The sequence below is a fragment of the Acinetobacter sp. ASP199 genome (genome assembly GCF_022700675.1).
Lineage (GTDB): Bacteria > Pseudomonadota > Gammaproteobacteria > Pseudomonadales > Moraxellaceae > Acinetobacter.
This window is the reverse complement of record NZ_CP062182.1, coordinates 2,606,208-2,619,134: the sequence shown is the minus strand read 5'-3', so window position 1 is coordinate 2,619,134 and position 12,927 is coordinate 2,606,208. Positions and strand designations below refer to the sequence as shown.

Sequence of the window (12,927 nt, the reverse complement as noted above, 5' to 3'; positions counted from 1 at the left end):
CGGAGCTTTTTCGCGCAATAAGTGTATAAAAACAGATAAATTGTTTAAAAAGTATTTAATCGAGCAAAAAACTGCACTTTTTTTTAAAGCTTTGCTTGCAGTGCTATGCCGAAATTTGTATTATGGCGGCACGTTACGGTGAGATGGGTGAGTGGCTGAAACCACGTCCCTGCTAAGGACGCATACGGGTAACTGTATCGAGGGTTCGAATCCCTCTCTCACCGCCACGCTTACTTACGTCGCGCGCTCATAGCTCAGCTGGATAGAGCACTTGGCTACGAACTAAGGGGTCGGGAGTTCGAATCTCTCTGAGCGCACCAAGTAAGTTAAGCAGAAAAAACGTATTGCCAACCTAGGCACACAAGTTACGCGCTCATAGCTCAGCTGGATAGAGCACTTGGCTACGAACTAAGGGGTCGGGAGTTCGAATCTCTCTGAGCGCACCAACTTGAACAATGAACCGCACATGTTGCGGTTTTTTTGTGCCTAAAATTTACATAACCTATATAAATCACATGCTAAAAATAAGTTTCAGGCAACAGAATAAAAAGAAGGCATGAAATGAGAAAAATCATTGTTCAGGAATTTCTGACCCTAGATGGCGTGATGCAGGCACCCGGCGGACCCGAAGAAGATACATTCGGTGGTTTTTAATATGGGGCTGGGTGGCACCGTATTTTACTGCTGAGCCAGATCCAGCCTTTGATACCATCATGGAAAAATGGATGCAGTCCACTGACATTCTCCTGGGAAGAACGACCTTTCAGATTTTTGAGTCTTACTGGCCTCAACATGCAGAGCAGTGGCCAGGAATTAATGAGGTCAATAAATATGTACTATCCACCAGTCTGGATCACTCGGACTGGCAAAATACGATCTTTCTAAAAAGTATTGATGAAGTGAAGCAACTGAAAGTTTCAGAAGGTGGAGATATCAGGGTACATGGCAGTGCCAGTCTGGTACAGGCTCTTTTTAAATATGGTCTGGTAGATGAACTCAGTTTAATGACTTTTCCTGTTGTTCTTGGTACAGGTAAGCGTTTGTTTGCGGGGGATTCCAAGCCTATAGCTTTTGAATTAACAGATCATCAGGTTTCCTCAAACGGTGTGGTGTTTACTCATTATAAGCAGGTGGGGGGCGTGATAACCGGGACAGTAGGCGACTGATTATTGATGCAAGAATGATTGAGAGAGAAGGAGCTTGATATCCATGGTTGCTGTATAACTTGAGTGTTTGGGGGTTGCTTGATTACATTTTGTGGTCATCCTTTAAAAATTCCATATTTGCAAATTTCATGATTTATTGGTTTTAGCTCTAAATCTGCATGAAAATTCACCTATAAAACCTGAATTTAATGATATCGTTTATTTACTGTACGTTTGTTTGGATTTTTATTAAAAAAGACTTAACAAGTTTAGAAAAACATATATAATGCACCCCATCAAGACGTCGCGCTCATAGCTCAGCTGGATAGAGCACTTGGCTACGAACTAAGGGGTCGGGAGTTCGAATCTCTCTGAGCGCACCAATCTTGATAAGAATTCTGAAAAAACCGCACATTGATGCGGTTTTTTTACGTCTGCTGATTTTGGTTCATAGATATAAAAAAACAATAACTGCTTTTGACTTCATTTCAGCTTTTGCTGCACTTTAAGTGCGTAGACTGTATTTGCTCCCACTGCTGGCAAAGTATCGTGATAAGGCATACTACGCATGGCACGTAATAAAAATGGCGCCTGATCATGAATTTTCATGCTGCTGGTCATTTGAAATAAAGTGCCATGCGCTTGTGGCAGCAGTTTCATGCCTGCTTTGACAAATTTCAGATCTCCGCCAATCGCATCAAACTTGCTCTGCAAAGGCGAAGACTGTTGATAGCGTAACTTGAAATCGAATGGAATCTGAATCACCCCCAGTCCAACTGATACCTTATAGTTAGCATCCATCTGCTGACTATTCACTGGATGAAGTTCCACTTTGCGAATTTGTCGTGGAAACAGTTGCTGACTGGCATCAGCTGCAAGCCAAGGCTGCAGTTTCTGAACGGGTTGTGGATAATAATGAAAACTGCTGCTAAAACGTATGTTTTCTGGGGTTTGATCATATTTGAGCTGACGTGCAGGCAGAATAAAGCTGACAGGCTGGGCAGACTGCTGACTGAGTTGAGTGATTTTCTGAATTTGTCTGCTATTAAAATGAATTTGCGGAATCTGGTTTGCAGATAATGGAATGCTTGACTGGGGGTTAAAACGTTGCTGTAACGCTTCAAGCAGGAAAGCATTGGTACCCGCAGGAATACCCAGTTTAGCTTCAGGTAAAGCATTTAAAATTTTGCTGAACAGAAAGCCTTTCGGCTGATTTAAGTCACCCCATTGAGTCACGGTGACCAAGGTTTTATTGGGTCCTAGTGCAAACCATTCCAGTCGTCCAGCACCATAAGGAATCGGGGCATCCACAATCAAAGTCTCAATACTATTTTCTGATACATGATGCTGCATTAGCACATTTTCCTTGAAATTCAGTACTGGAATTGGCGTAGGAATATGTACCTGATAACGCACCTGCTGGATGTGTCCGTGGGATTCCAGAATCTTGGCAGACTTGAGTGCTGGAAACAGGCCGGCATAGCCCTGATAGTTGGAAAGATGTTTTTTAACCTGAGCCTCAGGGATCGGTAATATCACCGCACTGCTATAAAATTGCACGCTTTGAGCAGCTGCCTGCTTAAAGGTCGGCAACTGTAAGGATTGTCGAGGATGTGCATAGATGAATAGTCGGTCACCGGTCAAATCTGCCAGCTGCTGAGGACCACCGGAAAAGACATCGATACTGCTCGGAAGTGCAGGCGTCCAGGGAATAATTTTCGCCCAGCTGAAAGGAATATAAGTCGTGCAGAGGCAAAGAAGCAGACACGATTTCAATGATTTCATACAACGTCCTGTTGTGCATTTTATTATTCTGATACCCGGGAATTAAAAACGATTTTTATAACCAGCGGAAGCAAAGATATGTAATTCATTTCCGAATACATTTTGCTAATGGGGATAGCAGTGAATTTGATATAGTATGAGCCAAGGATTTTTATATTTTGATGTGATGCTATGACTGAGTCAGCACCGACTTTATCGACCCGCTATTTTCTGACTTTAGAAGAATCTCAGGATGGATTTGCTTTGGCCACTTTTGGCAAAAAGCAGATCAGCCGGTTTCTGACTCCTTTGGTGAGTGTCGGGATCATTATCTGGGGCTTTTCTATGGGCTTTGATGGGGTGGGACGTTATTACGTGGCACTGGGTGCATTCTTCCTGCTTTTACAGGGCATCATGCGTTACTGGTTTCTGCCGATGATGTTCAAGCGCCAGTTTGTGAAATACCAGTTTGGCAAGAGCGAGCAGGGCATTGACCTGTATCAGGATCATGCGGAAATCTTTCATAATGGCCGCAACAAGGTCGTGCATTATAGTGAAGTGCAAAACTTTGCCAAAGGCAAGCTGACCTATATGCTGGAACTTAAAAATCGTACCGTGGTGATCGTACCTAAACGTGCCTTTGCCGATGCCACGGAACAAAGCATTTTTGAACGTACTTTCAAGAAATAATTTCAACATTTAAAAGGGAAAATAGTCAATCATGAGTACACGTCCATCCAAGATCGTTTGTGTCGGCCGCAGTTATGCAGATCATGCTAAAGAGCTGGGTAATGCCATACCGGAACGCCCAGTTCTGTTTATCAAGCCACCAAGTGCATTAGGCGATCTGGATGCTGGAATTGAATGGAATCGTGATCTGGGCAGCTGTCATTATGAATGTGAGCTGAGCTTGCGTATTGACCGTACTCTGAAAAATGAAACTGATCCTGTAAAAGCTTTAGAAGCAGTGGGGGCGCTGACTTTAGGCCTGGATCTGACTTTGCGTGATCTGCAAAATGACCTGAAGAAAAAAGGCCAGCCATGGGAACGTGCCAAAGCTTATGATGGTGCTTGCCTGCTCTCTGACTGGATAGCAGTTGAAGACGTAGTGAATGACTGGAAAGATGTACACTACACCCTGCATGTAAATGATGAACTGCGTCAGAAAGGTGACACTGCTTTACTCATCTTTGATGTGGGAACATTGCTGGTAGAGATCAGCCAGGTATTTACTCTGGAAGAAGGAGATGTGGTGATGACCGGTACACCAGCGGGTGTAGCAGCATTGCAATCCGGTGAACAGTTGAAAATGACCTTAAAGGGTAAAAACCAGGAATATGTCTGGACCACCTTTGTGAAATAATCGTTCTGATTAAATTTAAAAGGAGCAAAATGCTCCTTTTTTATTGGAAATCTTATGAGAAAGTCTGCACAGGCTAAGCTTTATGAAACAGATTTTCATCGAAACTTGAATAAAAATAAAAGGTTCCACATGGAACCTCTGAGTAAGAAGCCAAGTCTAAGCTCTCCGCTTCGCATTTTTATATTATGGCGAATAGAAAAATATATTGAATTTTCTGATTTTAAGCCTCGCTTTTCAGTTTGGCAGATTTATAGTATACCTCTTTATGTGAATTAGGTTGTATTTGTGGAGCAGCGTAAAGCGCTTGATGCGCAAGCCTCATTGATCATGTTTGTCCTGTGTATGTTGTGGGGACTACAGCAGGTGGTACTCAAGCTGGCGGCACCAGATATTTCGGCTTTAATGCAGATTGCATTGCGTTCGGCCTTATCTGCATTAATGGTTTATCCTTTGATTCAAGCAGGTATAAGGCGCCAGCTATGGAGCAGAAACTATCTTCCGGCAGGTTTGCTGGTCGGTGTATTGTTCGCTTTAGAGTTCTACCTGGTCGCTGAAGCGCTTCGTTATACTTCTGCTTCACATACCATCGTATTACTGTATACCGCACCAATTTTCGTGGCGCTGGGGCTACATTGGAAACTTCCTTCGGAACATTTATCTCCCTTACAGTGGGGCGGTATTCTGGTTGCGTTTAGCGGGATCGTGGTGAGTTTCTTATTTCGTAGTCAAACTGGTCAGGCTACGCAAGCCAGCGTGCTTTGGGGTGATTTATTGGCTTTAACAGCGGGTATATTTTGGGCTGCAACCACGGTAAGTGTTCGATTAACACGATTAGCTGAAGCACCAGCAACCCAAACCTTGTTCTATCAGCTCTTGATGGGTGGCATCTTGCTATTACCACTAGCGTGGATTACAGGGCAGACCACTGTGAATTGGACAATGCTCTCTATTTCTAGTCTGATTTTTCATACAGTGGTGATTTCTTTTGCCAGTTATCTGATCTGGTTCTGGATGCTGAAAAAATATTTGGCTTCACGTCTGGGCGTATTTTCTTTTCTAACACCCGTGTTTGGGATGATATTTGGAGTTCTACTACTCGATGAAAAAGTTGAGATGAACTTTATTATCGGTACGATCATGGTCATGCTGGGGGTAGTGTTGGTAAGTTTACAGGGATGGTTGAAGCCGAAAAATATAAAAGTTGTATCTTAAAACATTGATTATAAATAGTTTTAATTCGATATGAAAAACCTGGCGAATACCTGTCTTTGCTCAGAATCTTAGTTATATCGTTCTAAAAAGAAATCCTCTCCTAAGAGAGGATTTCTTTTTAGAAGTATTTAAGTCTTAGGATGAACCTGGGATGCATTCTGTGCTTCTTTCTGCTTAAACAGTTCTGAAAGAGGAATGCTTAGATTTTCTGCCAGATACTGATCTGCCTCTCTTAATTTTGGCTGTAGTCGCTGCATCCATAAATCATCAATCTGAACATTTTCAATTTGATGCGTATGTGGCAAGGCATAAGGAAGTTTCAGGTAGAAATCCCAGAAATTAACCTGATCTAGATCACGTACCAGGACATATTCATTATCATCAGTACGTTTAATCAGGTTTTGTTTTTCAAACATGGCGATATAGTTTGGCAAACGACCAATTTCATCACGTCCCAAGACTTCAAGCGCCTGTGACTCGCTAATACTTTCCCCGGTTTTTTGCTTGCGGTAAAACAGGGCTAGCAAATCCAGTAACATCAGAATTGGATGGCTTTTACGATCCTGACCTGATTCAAATGCTGTGATGGCATAACTGATTTCTACGCCAAGCAGGACGATATTCCAGGAGAGAAAAATCCAGAGTAGAAAAATTGGAACCGCTGCAAAAGCACCGTACACAATTTCATAACTGGTGAAATTGGACATGATAAAGCCAAACAGGTTCTTTAATAGTTCAAAGACCACCGCACTAAATAAACCGCCCACGAATGCGGATTTGATCGGTACATTACGGTTAGGTATGGTCCAGTTCAGGATGAAGAAGCCGAGTATCGTCAAAGAAAATGAAATCAGCCACAGTATAAAAGCACCATCCACTTCGTAGCCGGCAAAGTTGTTGCTCAGCACATTCATGGAAGCCATGGTCGAAGAAATCACGAAAGCGCTACCGAGTAAAATCGGACCGAGGGAAATAATGGTCCAATAGCGCATAAAGCCGATAATCCCGCCACGTGTTTCTGTGACACGCCAGATCCGGTTAAATACTGTTTCAATACTGGTCAGCATCATCACGGTAGTAATAAACAGAAACAGGATCCCGATGATGGTAAGATTGCTGGATTTGTCAGTAAAAGCACTCAGGGCTTTATCAAAGGCAATAGTGGTCTTAGGCAGAAAATTGGTATAGATCATTTCCTGAAGTTGCTGACGTGCAGGTTCCAGAGCCTTGATCGAAGAAATGATGACCAGAAAAACCGTCAGCATCGGTACTACGGCAAACAGGGTGGTATAAGTCAGTGAACCCGCCTGTTCACGGCAGCGGTCGGCCTCGAAGCGCCTGAGTACAAATAGAATAAATTGAAACCAGTGTTTTTCATAAAAAGGTAATTTCTTTAAGTATTCAACGATCATGCGCTTGTTGTCTCAATTTTTTATACATCATGAATTTTCTAGTTTAGCTTACCCAAAAATACAGTATAGTTTTGTTTTTAAGTATTGAACATTCACATTATGCAACCTTATGTCCTTGTTTTATATTACAGCAAATATGGTTCAGTCCGCGAGATGGCACATCTGATTGCCAATGGGGTAGAGTCTGCTGGTATGGTAGTCAAGATCAGAACGGTACCCAATCTTTCTACGGTGGTGAAAGAAGCAGAGCCGAGTATTCCAGCAGAAGGGGATATCTACTGTACGCTAGACGAACTGGCGAACTGTTCTGCTTTGGCAGTGGGTTCGCCAACACGTTTTGGCAATATGGCTGCTGAAATGAAATATTTCTGGGACCAGACCACCAGTCTGTGGCTGAATGGTGCATTGCATGCTAAACCGGCATGTGTGTTCACAGCTTCTGGTGCAATGCATGGTGGTCAGGAAAGTACATTGCTCAGTATGCTTCCGCCGTTGTTCCATCACGGTATGATGATCATGGGACTCAGTAATGCTATTCCAGCCCTGTCAAATACTAAAACGGGTGGTACACCCTACGGTGCCAGCCATGTCAGTGGTGCACGCCATGATCAGGCACTGAGCCAGGATGAAAAGGCACTGTGTGAAGCACAAGGTAAGCGCTTGGCAGAAGTGACTTTAAAGTTAAATCAGGTCTGATCCCTCTCAATTAGGACAATAAGCTTTAGTCTTTATTGTCCTGATCATTTGATGCTTGAGCATCTTCTTTATTCACTTCAAGTGCCTGAGCAGCTGTTGTCTGAGTATTAAAGCGATGTTTGCACTTCAGACAACGATAATCTAGAAACAGGTTGCGATCCACGGTTACACCAGCTTTTTTGCCCAGGAAGTTACCGACCACACCACCTGTGATCCCGACACTAATTGCACCAACGAAAGTTCCAACTGTTCCGCCGACAATTACACCGAGTGGGCCTGCCACAGTCCCGATCGCTGCACCAATCGATGCACCTGAAGCTGCGCCACCTACGGTTCCTGCCGTTGCACCTGCGGATGTCATGAGTAGACCGCCAATTTTTTTCAGATTTTGCTCATGATCACGTTGTTCAATATCTGTTGAGCCACATTTAGGACATTGCATAGGGTATTCCATCAATGATTGTTATGGGCTGTATGTTCAGCCTATTTATGATTTGTCATTTTTCCTAATCAGGTGAATATATGACAGCGCTACAGTATGTCTGTCCTATGTTTTGATGTCAGGGACATTTCCTGCCAATTTTGATTGTAGAGGAGACTTTGATAAGGCTTTGTATTTGTGCTGTAAATTATTTAGTGTCTAAATCTATCTCGAAAATTCTTTAAATTTTTAGCTGCCTTGTGATCTATAGATACTAAAAATAATGTTCTCCAAGTATCTTTTCTATTCCTTATAAAATAATTTACTTGTCATCTTTTTACACTAAATAACATGATCATCATAAATTGAAATTAAGTCATCTTTAATGGATGTATTAAGTATCTATATGTGAGTTTTATTTTTATATTTTTTAAAAAGGTAAAAAATTACATTTAAAAAATAGCCTTTATTATAATTGGTTAATTATATTTCTTAATAACATGATTTGTTAATATTGATTAAAATATAAGCTTTTATAAAATGAAAAATTATTAATAATTGATCGTGAAAATCACCATAAATATTTTCTTAATTAAAATATTTTCCCTATATTTATAAATATTTTTAAAATATTATTTTGAAAAATAAATTTATATTTTGATAAGATTTATAAAACATTTTTTATAATTAATGGAATTGATGGAAATAATTTATTTTAAATAAAATCAATAATTTAAATTTTGGTGGAAATAAAAAATATGTGAAGAATAATAAAATGTAATTTTTAATTTTTAATATGATTTAATTTTTGTCAGATAAATTAAATCTTAATTAAGCAGAACTCAAATAAACATACTAAATCAGAGGATACTAAGGGTATGAAAATATTGGTAATCAAGGCGGGTTTATTGTGTTTGTTTCTTTTGAGTAACGCTCATGCGACATCAGATGAGTGGACTCAGCGCTGGAAAGCATCACCTGCACGTTCTAACGAGAATCTGGCACAGGCAAATCTGATCGAACTCAGAGAGTCTGATTATTATGAGAGTTTTGGAAAAGCAAGAACGACAGTATATAACACCTCTTCAAATTCAATCGGAACTGTAAATACCCCAACTCACAATATTGCGATTGATGGTTCAGAAAATAGTGTAGATATTTCCAGTGAATTATTTAATGAAGCGCCAGTCAGTTCTAATTCCAATCAGAATTCACCACGCTGCCCAAATGTGAGTAACCAGCCGGGAGAAACACTATGTTGAATTTCCCGTATGGAAGGTCTTTATCTTCTGCCAGTATCATTTTTATCTTTACTCACTCCTTGACGGGCTGTACCGGCTTGGCATCTTCAAATTCAAAGCCAGTGGAACTAGTCCAAGGTCCTCCCATTACCGATATTTTTACCCCATTTGATATGGCGCTATCCTGCTTAAAGGGACAATTACGTAATGACATCAGCTTTTCTGTAGGTGCGATTTTAGACCAGACAGGTAAAGATGTCGTAACCAATGGTGGTAGTGGAAAAATGGTGACCCAAGGTGCAGGAGATATGGTGCAATCCGCCTTGTTTCAGTCTGGGGTCAGTGTAATGAACCGGCGTGACCCTCGTATCATTGAAAGTGAAGCAAAATGGGGGATTCGCGATCCCAGACAAATCCAAGCTTCTGATTATTATGTGACTGGCAGCATTAATAGCCTAGATTTTATTCCAGGTGGCGGTTTAGATATGCAGATTGCAGGTGTTGGACCGAATTACAGTCAAACCCGAATTATGGTGGGTTTAGATCTCTCCCTAACTGATACACGCAGCAGTAAAGTCGTCGCGAATGTCTCATTACAGAAACAGATTGCTGCACAAGATTATGGAATCAGTGCAGGAAGATTTACTGGTCGTACCTTGCTAAATATTCAGATCGGAAAAGGTGAGCGTGAAGCGACGAATTTTGCTTTACGGCAGATGTTGAATCTGGCCACTTTTGAATTACTGAGTCAAGTCGTTCCACCTCCAGTATTTGAGAAGTGCCGGGCAGAAATTCCACCAGAATTTGGTCGTTTAAACCTAACCCGAAGTTCGGTTGCTTTGCATAAGTATAAGAAAAGTCAGCAACAAAATAATCTAGATTCCAGTACCCCCGTTCAGGAATTAAGCTCGGACGATATTCAACAATCTCAAGAGAAAAACAAATCGACCAATACGCCGAGTAAAGATACCAAAGAACCAAAAAACAAAGAATCTGAAGTCATTCAAAATCCTGATCCAGAACCGGAAGTGAGTAAACAGGATCTCATTAAATATATCAGTAAACAACAGTCTCCAGCTTCTTCAGACAAAACACGAGAAGAAAAAGAGACACAGGACAAAAACAGTAAAGAAAAAGATGAGGAGAAGACATCCATGCTGTGGGATGCCAATCCTGAGGTTGTTGAAAACTATTGGTCAAGCACGTTGCGGGATTAATAGTTTCACAAATGGGCTCGCTCCCATGATCAAAAGAAGTACTGAGCGAGGAGTACTTCAAAACTAGAAAAGGAAAAACAAAGATGAAAAACACGATCAAAACAATCGCTTTATCCGTCACCTTCCTGTCTGGTGCAGGTATGGCATATGCTCAAGACACAAATGTAGAGGTAGATACCGGTTTACAGGCATCTCTGGATGCAATTTCCCAGCAGGTCGAAAATGGATCTGCCCTGAATCTGGCTGTTAATAGTGCTGATATTAATGCAAGTGTTAATACAGAGGCTTATGCTGATCTAGGCACAGATACTCAAGAGGTCGTTAATACAGTTGAAAATACAATTGAAACTACAGCAATTGGTGCAGCTAATACAGGTAGTATTGAGATCGCGCAAGGTAGTTTGAGTAGAGTGACTTCAGATACATTAAATGAAACTTTGGACTCTGAATACACTGAATTGAATACCCTAGATGATAGTTTCTCGGATGATGTCTCAACATCAGATCTTGCACAAAGTGCAGATATCTCTGACACTTTGAGCACAACAATGGATAGTAGTTTCAGTGAGGAAATCAATGAAACTTTAAGCAATTATAGTGTAGCGAATATTGCTTATAATGCTGGTGCAATTGATGCTTCTGTAAGTGCGATTGCAACAGGTGTGGATAATAGCGTGACTAACAGTATTACTACTACTGCGATCGGTGCAGTAAATACTGGAAGTATTACTGTGACAGTAGGAGAATAATAGAACTTTGCTTAATTTTCTTACAGGTCTAACTATTGGCAGATAGTTAGACCTTTTATTTTATCCAATAATTTAGGGAAATAGTCATTTTTTCATCGGAATCTCAGCTAACTATAGCGAGGTCGTTTGTTTCAGAATTGAATAAATAATTGTTCAGACAAGAAAAAAAAGAGCGCCGAGGCGCTCTTTGAAATTCCGTTTGCAATTTTAATCGCGAACAAATTCAACCGTACCATTTGCGAGTGATTTCACACGAGCTAATGATTCTACGCGATAACCTTTTTCAAGCAGAATGTCACGGCCCGGCTGGAATGATTTTTCAATCACGATGCCAATACCGACTACAGATGCTTCTGCCTGGTGAATCAGGTCTGCCAGACCAAGTGCTGCTTGACCATTTGCAAGGAAATCATCAATCACCAGTACTTTATCAGCAGCGTTGATGTGCTTTTTAGAAATTGCAATGGTACTTTCAGTTTGCTTGGTGAAAGAGAATACCTTAGAACGATACAGATCATCTTTCAGCGTTAATGATTGATATTTGCGTGCAAAGATCACTGGAACACCCAGCTCAAGGCCGGCCATTACAGCAGGTGCGATCCCTGATGCTTCAATGGTGATGATTTTAGTAATACCAGCATCTTTAAATAGACGCGCAAATTCCTGACCAATTTGCTGCATCATGACAGGATCAATTTGGTGATTTAAGAAAGAGTCAACTTTCAAAACTTCTTCAGATAGAACGATACCTTCAGCTAAGATTTTCTGTTCTAGTGCGTGCACGGGAGAATCCTCAAAACAGGTGCTTTTTCAAGCAAAAGCGTATTTTAAAAAGCACTCGGAAAAAATCAAGCAAAAATCGTTAAAAATACTTAGTGCGTGGGACCTTTATAGCCCGTCAGTAACAAACCATATGAAGTTTTTTTGTCGACATGCGCTACCTTGACTGGTAAATAATCAAGTTTTGGAGCTAACCAGAAGATAGTTTCGCGTCCTGGCTTATCATGTCTCATTACGACTTTCATGGTGCTAAAGGTGCCGTAACTGGTTTTGATATTTTCCGTGCCCTGTTTAACAAATTTACGTGCTTCCAGTTCTTTAGCATCTGCAATGTAATAATTACTTTTTAAACCAGAAGCTTTTAGGTCTTCACGGATCTGTAATTCGGCATTTAATTCATCTAGTGCACCATCTCTCCAGGCAAAGGAACGTGCCTTGTCATCTTTTTTTGTGCTAATAGTTTTAGAGGACGGATTGAACCTGATACTCATGGTATTGTTATGGACCAATACCTTGCTGCTACGGCTAAAGTTACTAGAACTAATCTTGCCATTGTTAAAAGTAAAGTGACTGGTTTCTGTCGCAGAAGCAATCGCGGCAGCCTTGGCTGCAAATACATAAGTCCAGTTGTTACCTGACTTGGTTAAGGTACGTGTGGCTGATCCCATGTTCTTGCCATTGTAGCTAAACTGATAAGTTGCCTGAAATGGGCTCATGGCAAACGCTTGACTGGACATGCCTGTGAATACCAGTGCTGTGGTCAGTCCTGCAGTCATACCAATAGTTTTAATTAAGTGTTGTGCCATAAGTGAATTTTCCTGTATGAAAGGGCAGTCAGTCACTTCTGCCAAACTTTTATTATCGGCTCAAAATGTGAAGGGAGAATGAACTGACAGAATTCGTAGAAGTGTATCATTCATGTTTTTT

12 protein-coding genes, 4 tRNA genes and 1 pseudogene are annotated in these 12,927 nt (G+C 41.0%); 12 read left to right on the top strand and 5 right to left on the bottom strand.

What is annotated here, in order from left to right; genetic code table 11:
• The first annotated feature begins 137 nt into the window (after positions 1 to 137).
• The 5 genes and pseudogenes from IHE35_RS12510 to IHE35_RS12490 all read left to right on the top strand — a co-directional run bounded on the left by IHE35_RS12510 (position 138) and on the right by IHE35_RS12490 (position 1,528).
• A tRNA-Ser gene (locus tag IHE35_RS12510) sits at positions 138 to 227 on the top strand.
• A 16-nt stretch (positions 228 to 243) separates the two neighbouring features.
• Positions 244 to 320, top strand: a tRNA-Arg gene (locus IHE35_RS12505).
• Between the two features lie 49 nt (positions 321 to 369).
• Positions 370 to 446, top strand: a tRNA-Arg gene (locus IHE35_RS12500).
• A gap of 115 nt (positions 447 to 561) precedes the next feature.
• Positions 562 to 1,166: pseudogene (locus IHE35_RS12495) on the top strand (dihydrofolate reductase family protein).
• A 285-nt stretch (positions 1,167 to 1,451) separates the two neighbouring features.
• A tRNA-Arg gene (locus tag IHE35_RS12490) sits at positions 1,452 to 1,528 on the top strand.
• 100 nt (positions 1,529 to 1,628) lie between these two features.
• Here the strand turns inward: IHE35_RS12490 and IHE35_RS12485 are convergent.
• Entirely contained in the window at positions 1,629 to 2,930 is a 1,302-nt protein-coding gene (locus IHE35_RS12485; protein ID WP_242787893.1) for an SRPBCC family protein, read from the bottom strand.
• 171 nt (positions 2,931 to 3,101) lie between these two features.
• Between IHE35_RS12485 and IHE35_RS12480 the strand changes: the two genes are divergently transcribed.
• From IHE35_RS12480 to IHE35_RS12470, 3 genes are all read left to right on the top strand, one after another.
• Entirely contained in the window at positions 3,102 to 3,599 is a 498-nt protein-coding gene (locus IHE35_RS12480; RefSeq protein WP_242787891.1) for a YcxB family protein, read from the top strand.
• Positions 3,600 to 3,630: 31 nt separating this feature from the next.
• A complete protein-coding gene (locus tag IHE35_RS12475; RefSeq protein WP_242787890.1) occupies positions 3,631 to 4,272 on the top strand; it encodes a fumarylacetoacetate hydrolase family protein in 642 nt (213 codons plus the stop codon).
• Positions 4,273 to 4,557: 285 nt separating this feature from the next.
• The gene (locus tag IHE35_RS12470; RefSeq protein WP_242787888.1) at positions 4,558 to 5,484 is read left to right on the top strand and encodes a DMT family transporter; all 927 of its coding nucleotides are present in this window, start codon (positions 4,558 to 4,560) and stop codon (positions 5,482 to 5,484) included.
• 128 nt (positions 5,485 to 5,612) lie between these two features.
• On the opposite strand, the gene IHE35_RS12465 is transcribed toward IHE35_RS12470, so the two are convergent.
• A complete protein-coding gene (locus IHE35_RS12465; protein WP_242787887.1) occupies positions 5,613 to 6,896 on the bottom strand; it encodes a YihY family inner membrane protein in 1,284 nt (427 codons plus the stop codon).
• A gap of 99 nt (positions 6,897 to 6,995) precedes the next feature.
• Here IHE35_RS12465 and wrbA point away from each other — a divergent pair, with 99 nt between their 5' ends.
• A complete protein-coding gene (wrbA, locus tag IHE35_RS12460; RefSeq protein ID WP_242787886.1) occupies positions 6,996 to 7,592 on the top strand; it encodes an NAD(P)H:quinone oxidoreductase in 597 nt (198 codons plus the stop codon).
• A 25-nt stretch (positions 7,593 to 7,617) separates the two neighbouring features.
• On the opposite strand, the gene IHE35_RS12455 is transcribed toward wrbA, so the two are convergent.
• On the bottom strand, positions 7,618 to 8,046 hold the full coding sequence (locus tag IHE35_RS12455; protein WP_242787885.1) for a hypothetical protein: 429 nt from the start codon (positions 8,044 to 8,046) through the stop codon (positions 7,618 to 7,620).
• Positions 8,047 to 8,891: 845 nt separating this feature from the next.
• Here IHE35_RS12455 and IHE35_RS12450 point away from each other — a divergent pair.
• The 3 genes from IHE35_RS12450 to IHE35_RS12440 all read left to right on the top strand — a co-directional run bounded on the left by IHE35_RS12450 (position 8,892) and on the right by IHE35_RS12440 (position 11,220).
• Positions 8,892 to 9,275: a hypothetical protein gene (locus IHE35_RS12450; protein WP_242787884.1), complete on the top strand. Its 384-nt coding sequence runs from the start codon at positions 8,892 to 8,894 to the stop codon at positions 9,273 to 9,275.
• Positions 9,269 to 10,471, top strand: a complete 1,203-nt coding sequence (locus tag IHE35_RS12445; protein WP_242787883.1) for a CsgG/HfaB family protein — start codon at positions 9,269 to 9,271, stop codon at positions 10,469 to 10,471. Before IHE35_RS12450 ends, IHE35_RS12445 begins: the two co-directional genes overlap by 7 nt.
• 83 nt (positions 10,472 to 10,554) lie before the next feature.
• Positions 10,555 to 11,220, top strand: a complete 666-nt coding sequence (locus tag IHE35_RS12440) for a hypothetical protein (RefSeq protein WP_242787882.1) — start codon at positions 10,555 to 10,557, stop codon at positions 11,218 to 11,220.
• Between the two features lie 207 nt (positions 11,221 to 11,427).
• Here the strand turns inward: IHE35_RS12440 and IHE35_RS12435 are convergent, their stop codons facing one another.
• Positions 11,428 to 12,003 carry a xanthine phosphoribosyltransferase gene (locus IHE35_RS12435; protein ID WP_099338232.1) on the bottom strand — a complete coding sequence of 192 codons (576 nt, stop codon included), beginning with the start codon at positions 12,001 to 12,003 and terminating at the stop codon, positions 11,428 to 11,430.
• A gap of 89 nt (positions 12,004 to 12,092) precedes the next feature.
• Complete coding sequence (locus IHE35_RS12430) at positions 12,093 to 12,806, bottom strand: DUF3108 domain-containing protein (RefSeq protein WP_242787881.1); 714 nt, start codon at positions 12,804 to 12,806, stop codon at positions 12,093 to 12,095.
• Positions 12,807 to 12,927: the final 121 nt, after the last annotated feature.

Coding starts and splice junctions, on each gene's coding strand:
- IHE35_RS12455 (WP_242787885.1), bottom strand. CDS start 8,046: ATGGAATACCCTATGCAATGTCCTAAATGTGGCTCAACAGATATTGAA.
- IHE35_RS12445 (WP_242787883.1), top strand. CDS start 9,269: ATGTTGAATTTCCCGTATGGAAGGTCTTTATCTTCTGCCAGTATCATT.
- IHE35_RS12485 (WP_242787893.1), bottom strand. CDS start 2,930: ATGAAATCATTGAAATCGTGTCTGCTTCTTTGCCTCTGCACGACTTAT.
- IHE35_RS12450 (WP_242787884.1), top strand. CDS start 8,892: ATGAAAATATTGGTAATCAAGGCGGGTTTATTGTGTTTGTTTCTTTTG.
- IHE35_RS12430 (WP_242787881.1), bottom strand. CDS start 12,806: ATGGCACAACACTTAATTAAAACTATTGGTATGACTGCAGGACTGACC.
- IHE35_RS12475 (WP_242787890.1), top strand. CDS start 3,631: ATGAGTACACGTCCATCCAAGATCGTTTGTGTCGGCCGCAGTTATGCA.
- IHE35_RS12440 (WP_242787882.1), top strand. CDS start 10,555: ATGAAAAACACGATCAAAACAATCGCTTTATCCGTCACCTTCCTGTCT.
- wrbA (WP_242787886.1), top strand. CDS start 6,996: ATGCAACCTTATGTCCTTGTTTTATATTACAGCAAATATGGTTCAGTC.
- IHE35_RS12465 (WP_242787887.1), bottom strand. CDS start 6,896: ATGATCGTTGAATACTTAAAGAAATTACCTTTTTATGAAAAACACTGG.
- IHE35_RS12480 (WP_242787891.1), top strand. CDS start 3,102: ATGACTGAGTCAGCACCGACTTTATCGACCCGCTATTTTCTGACTTTA.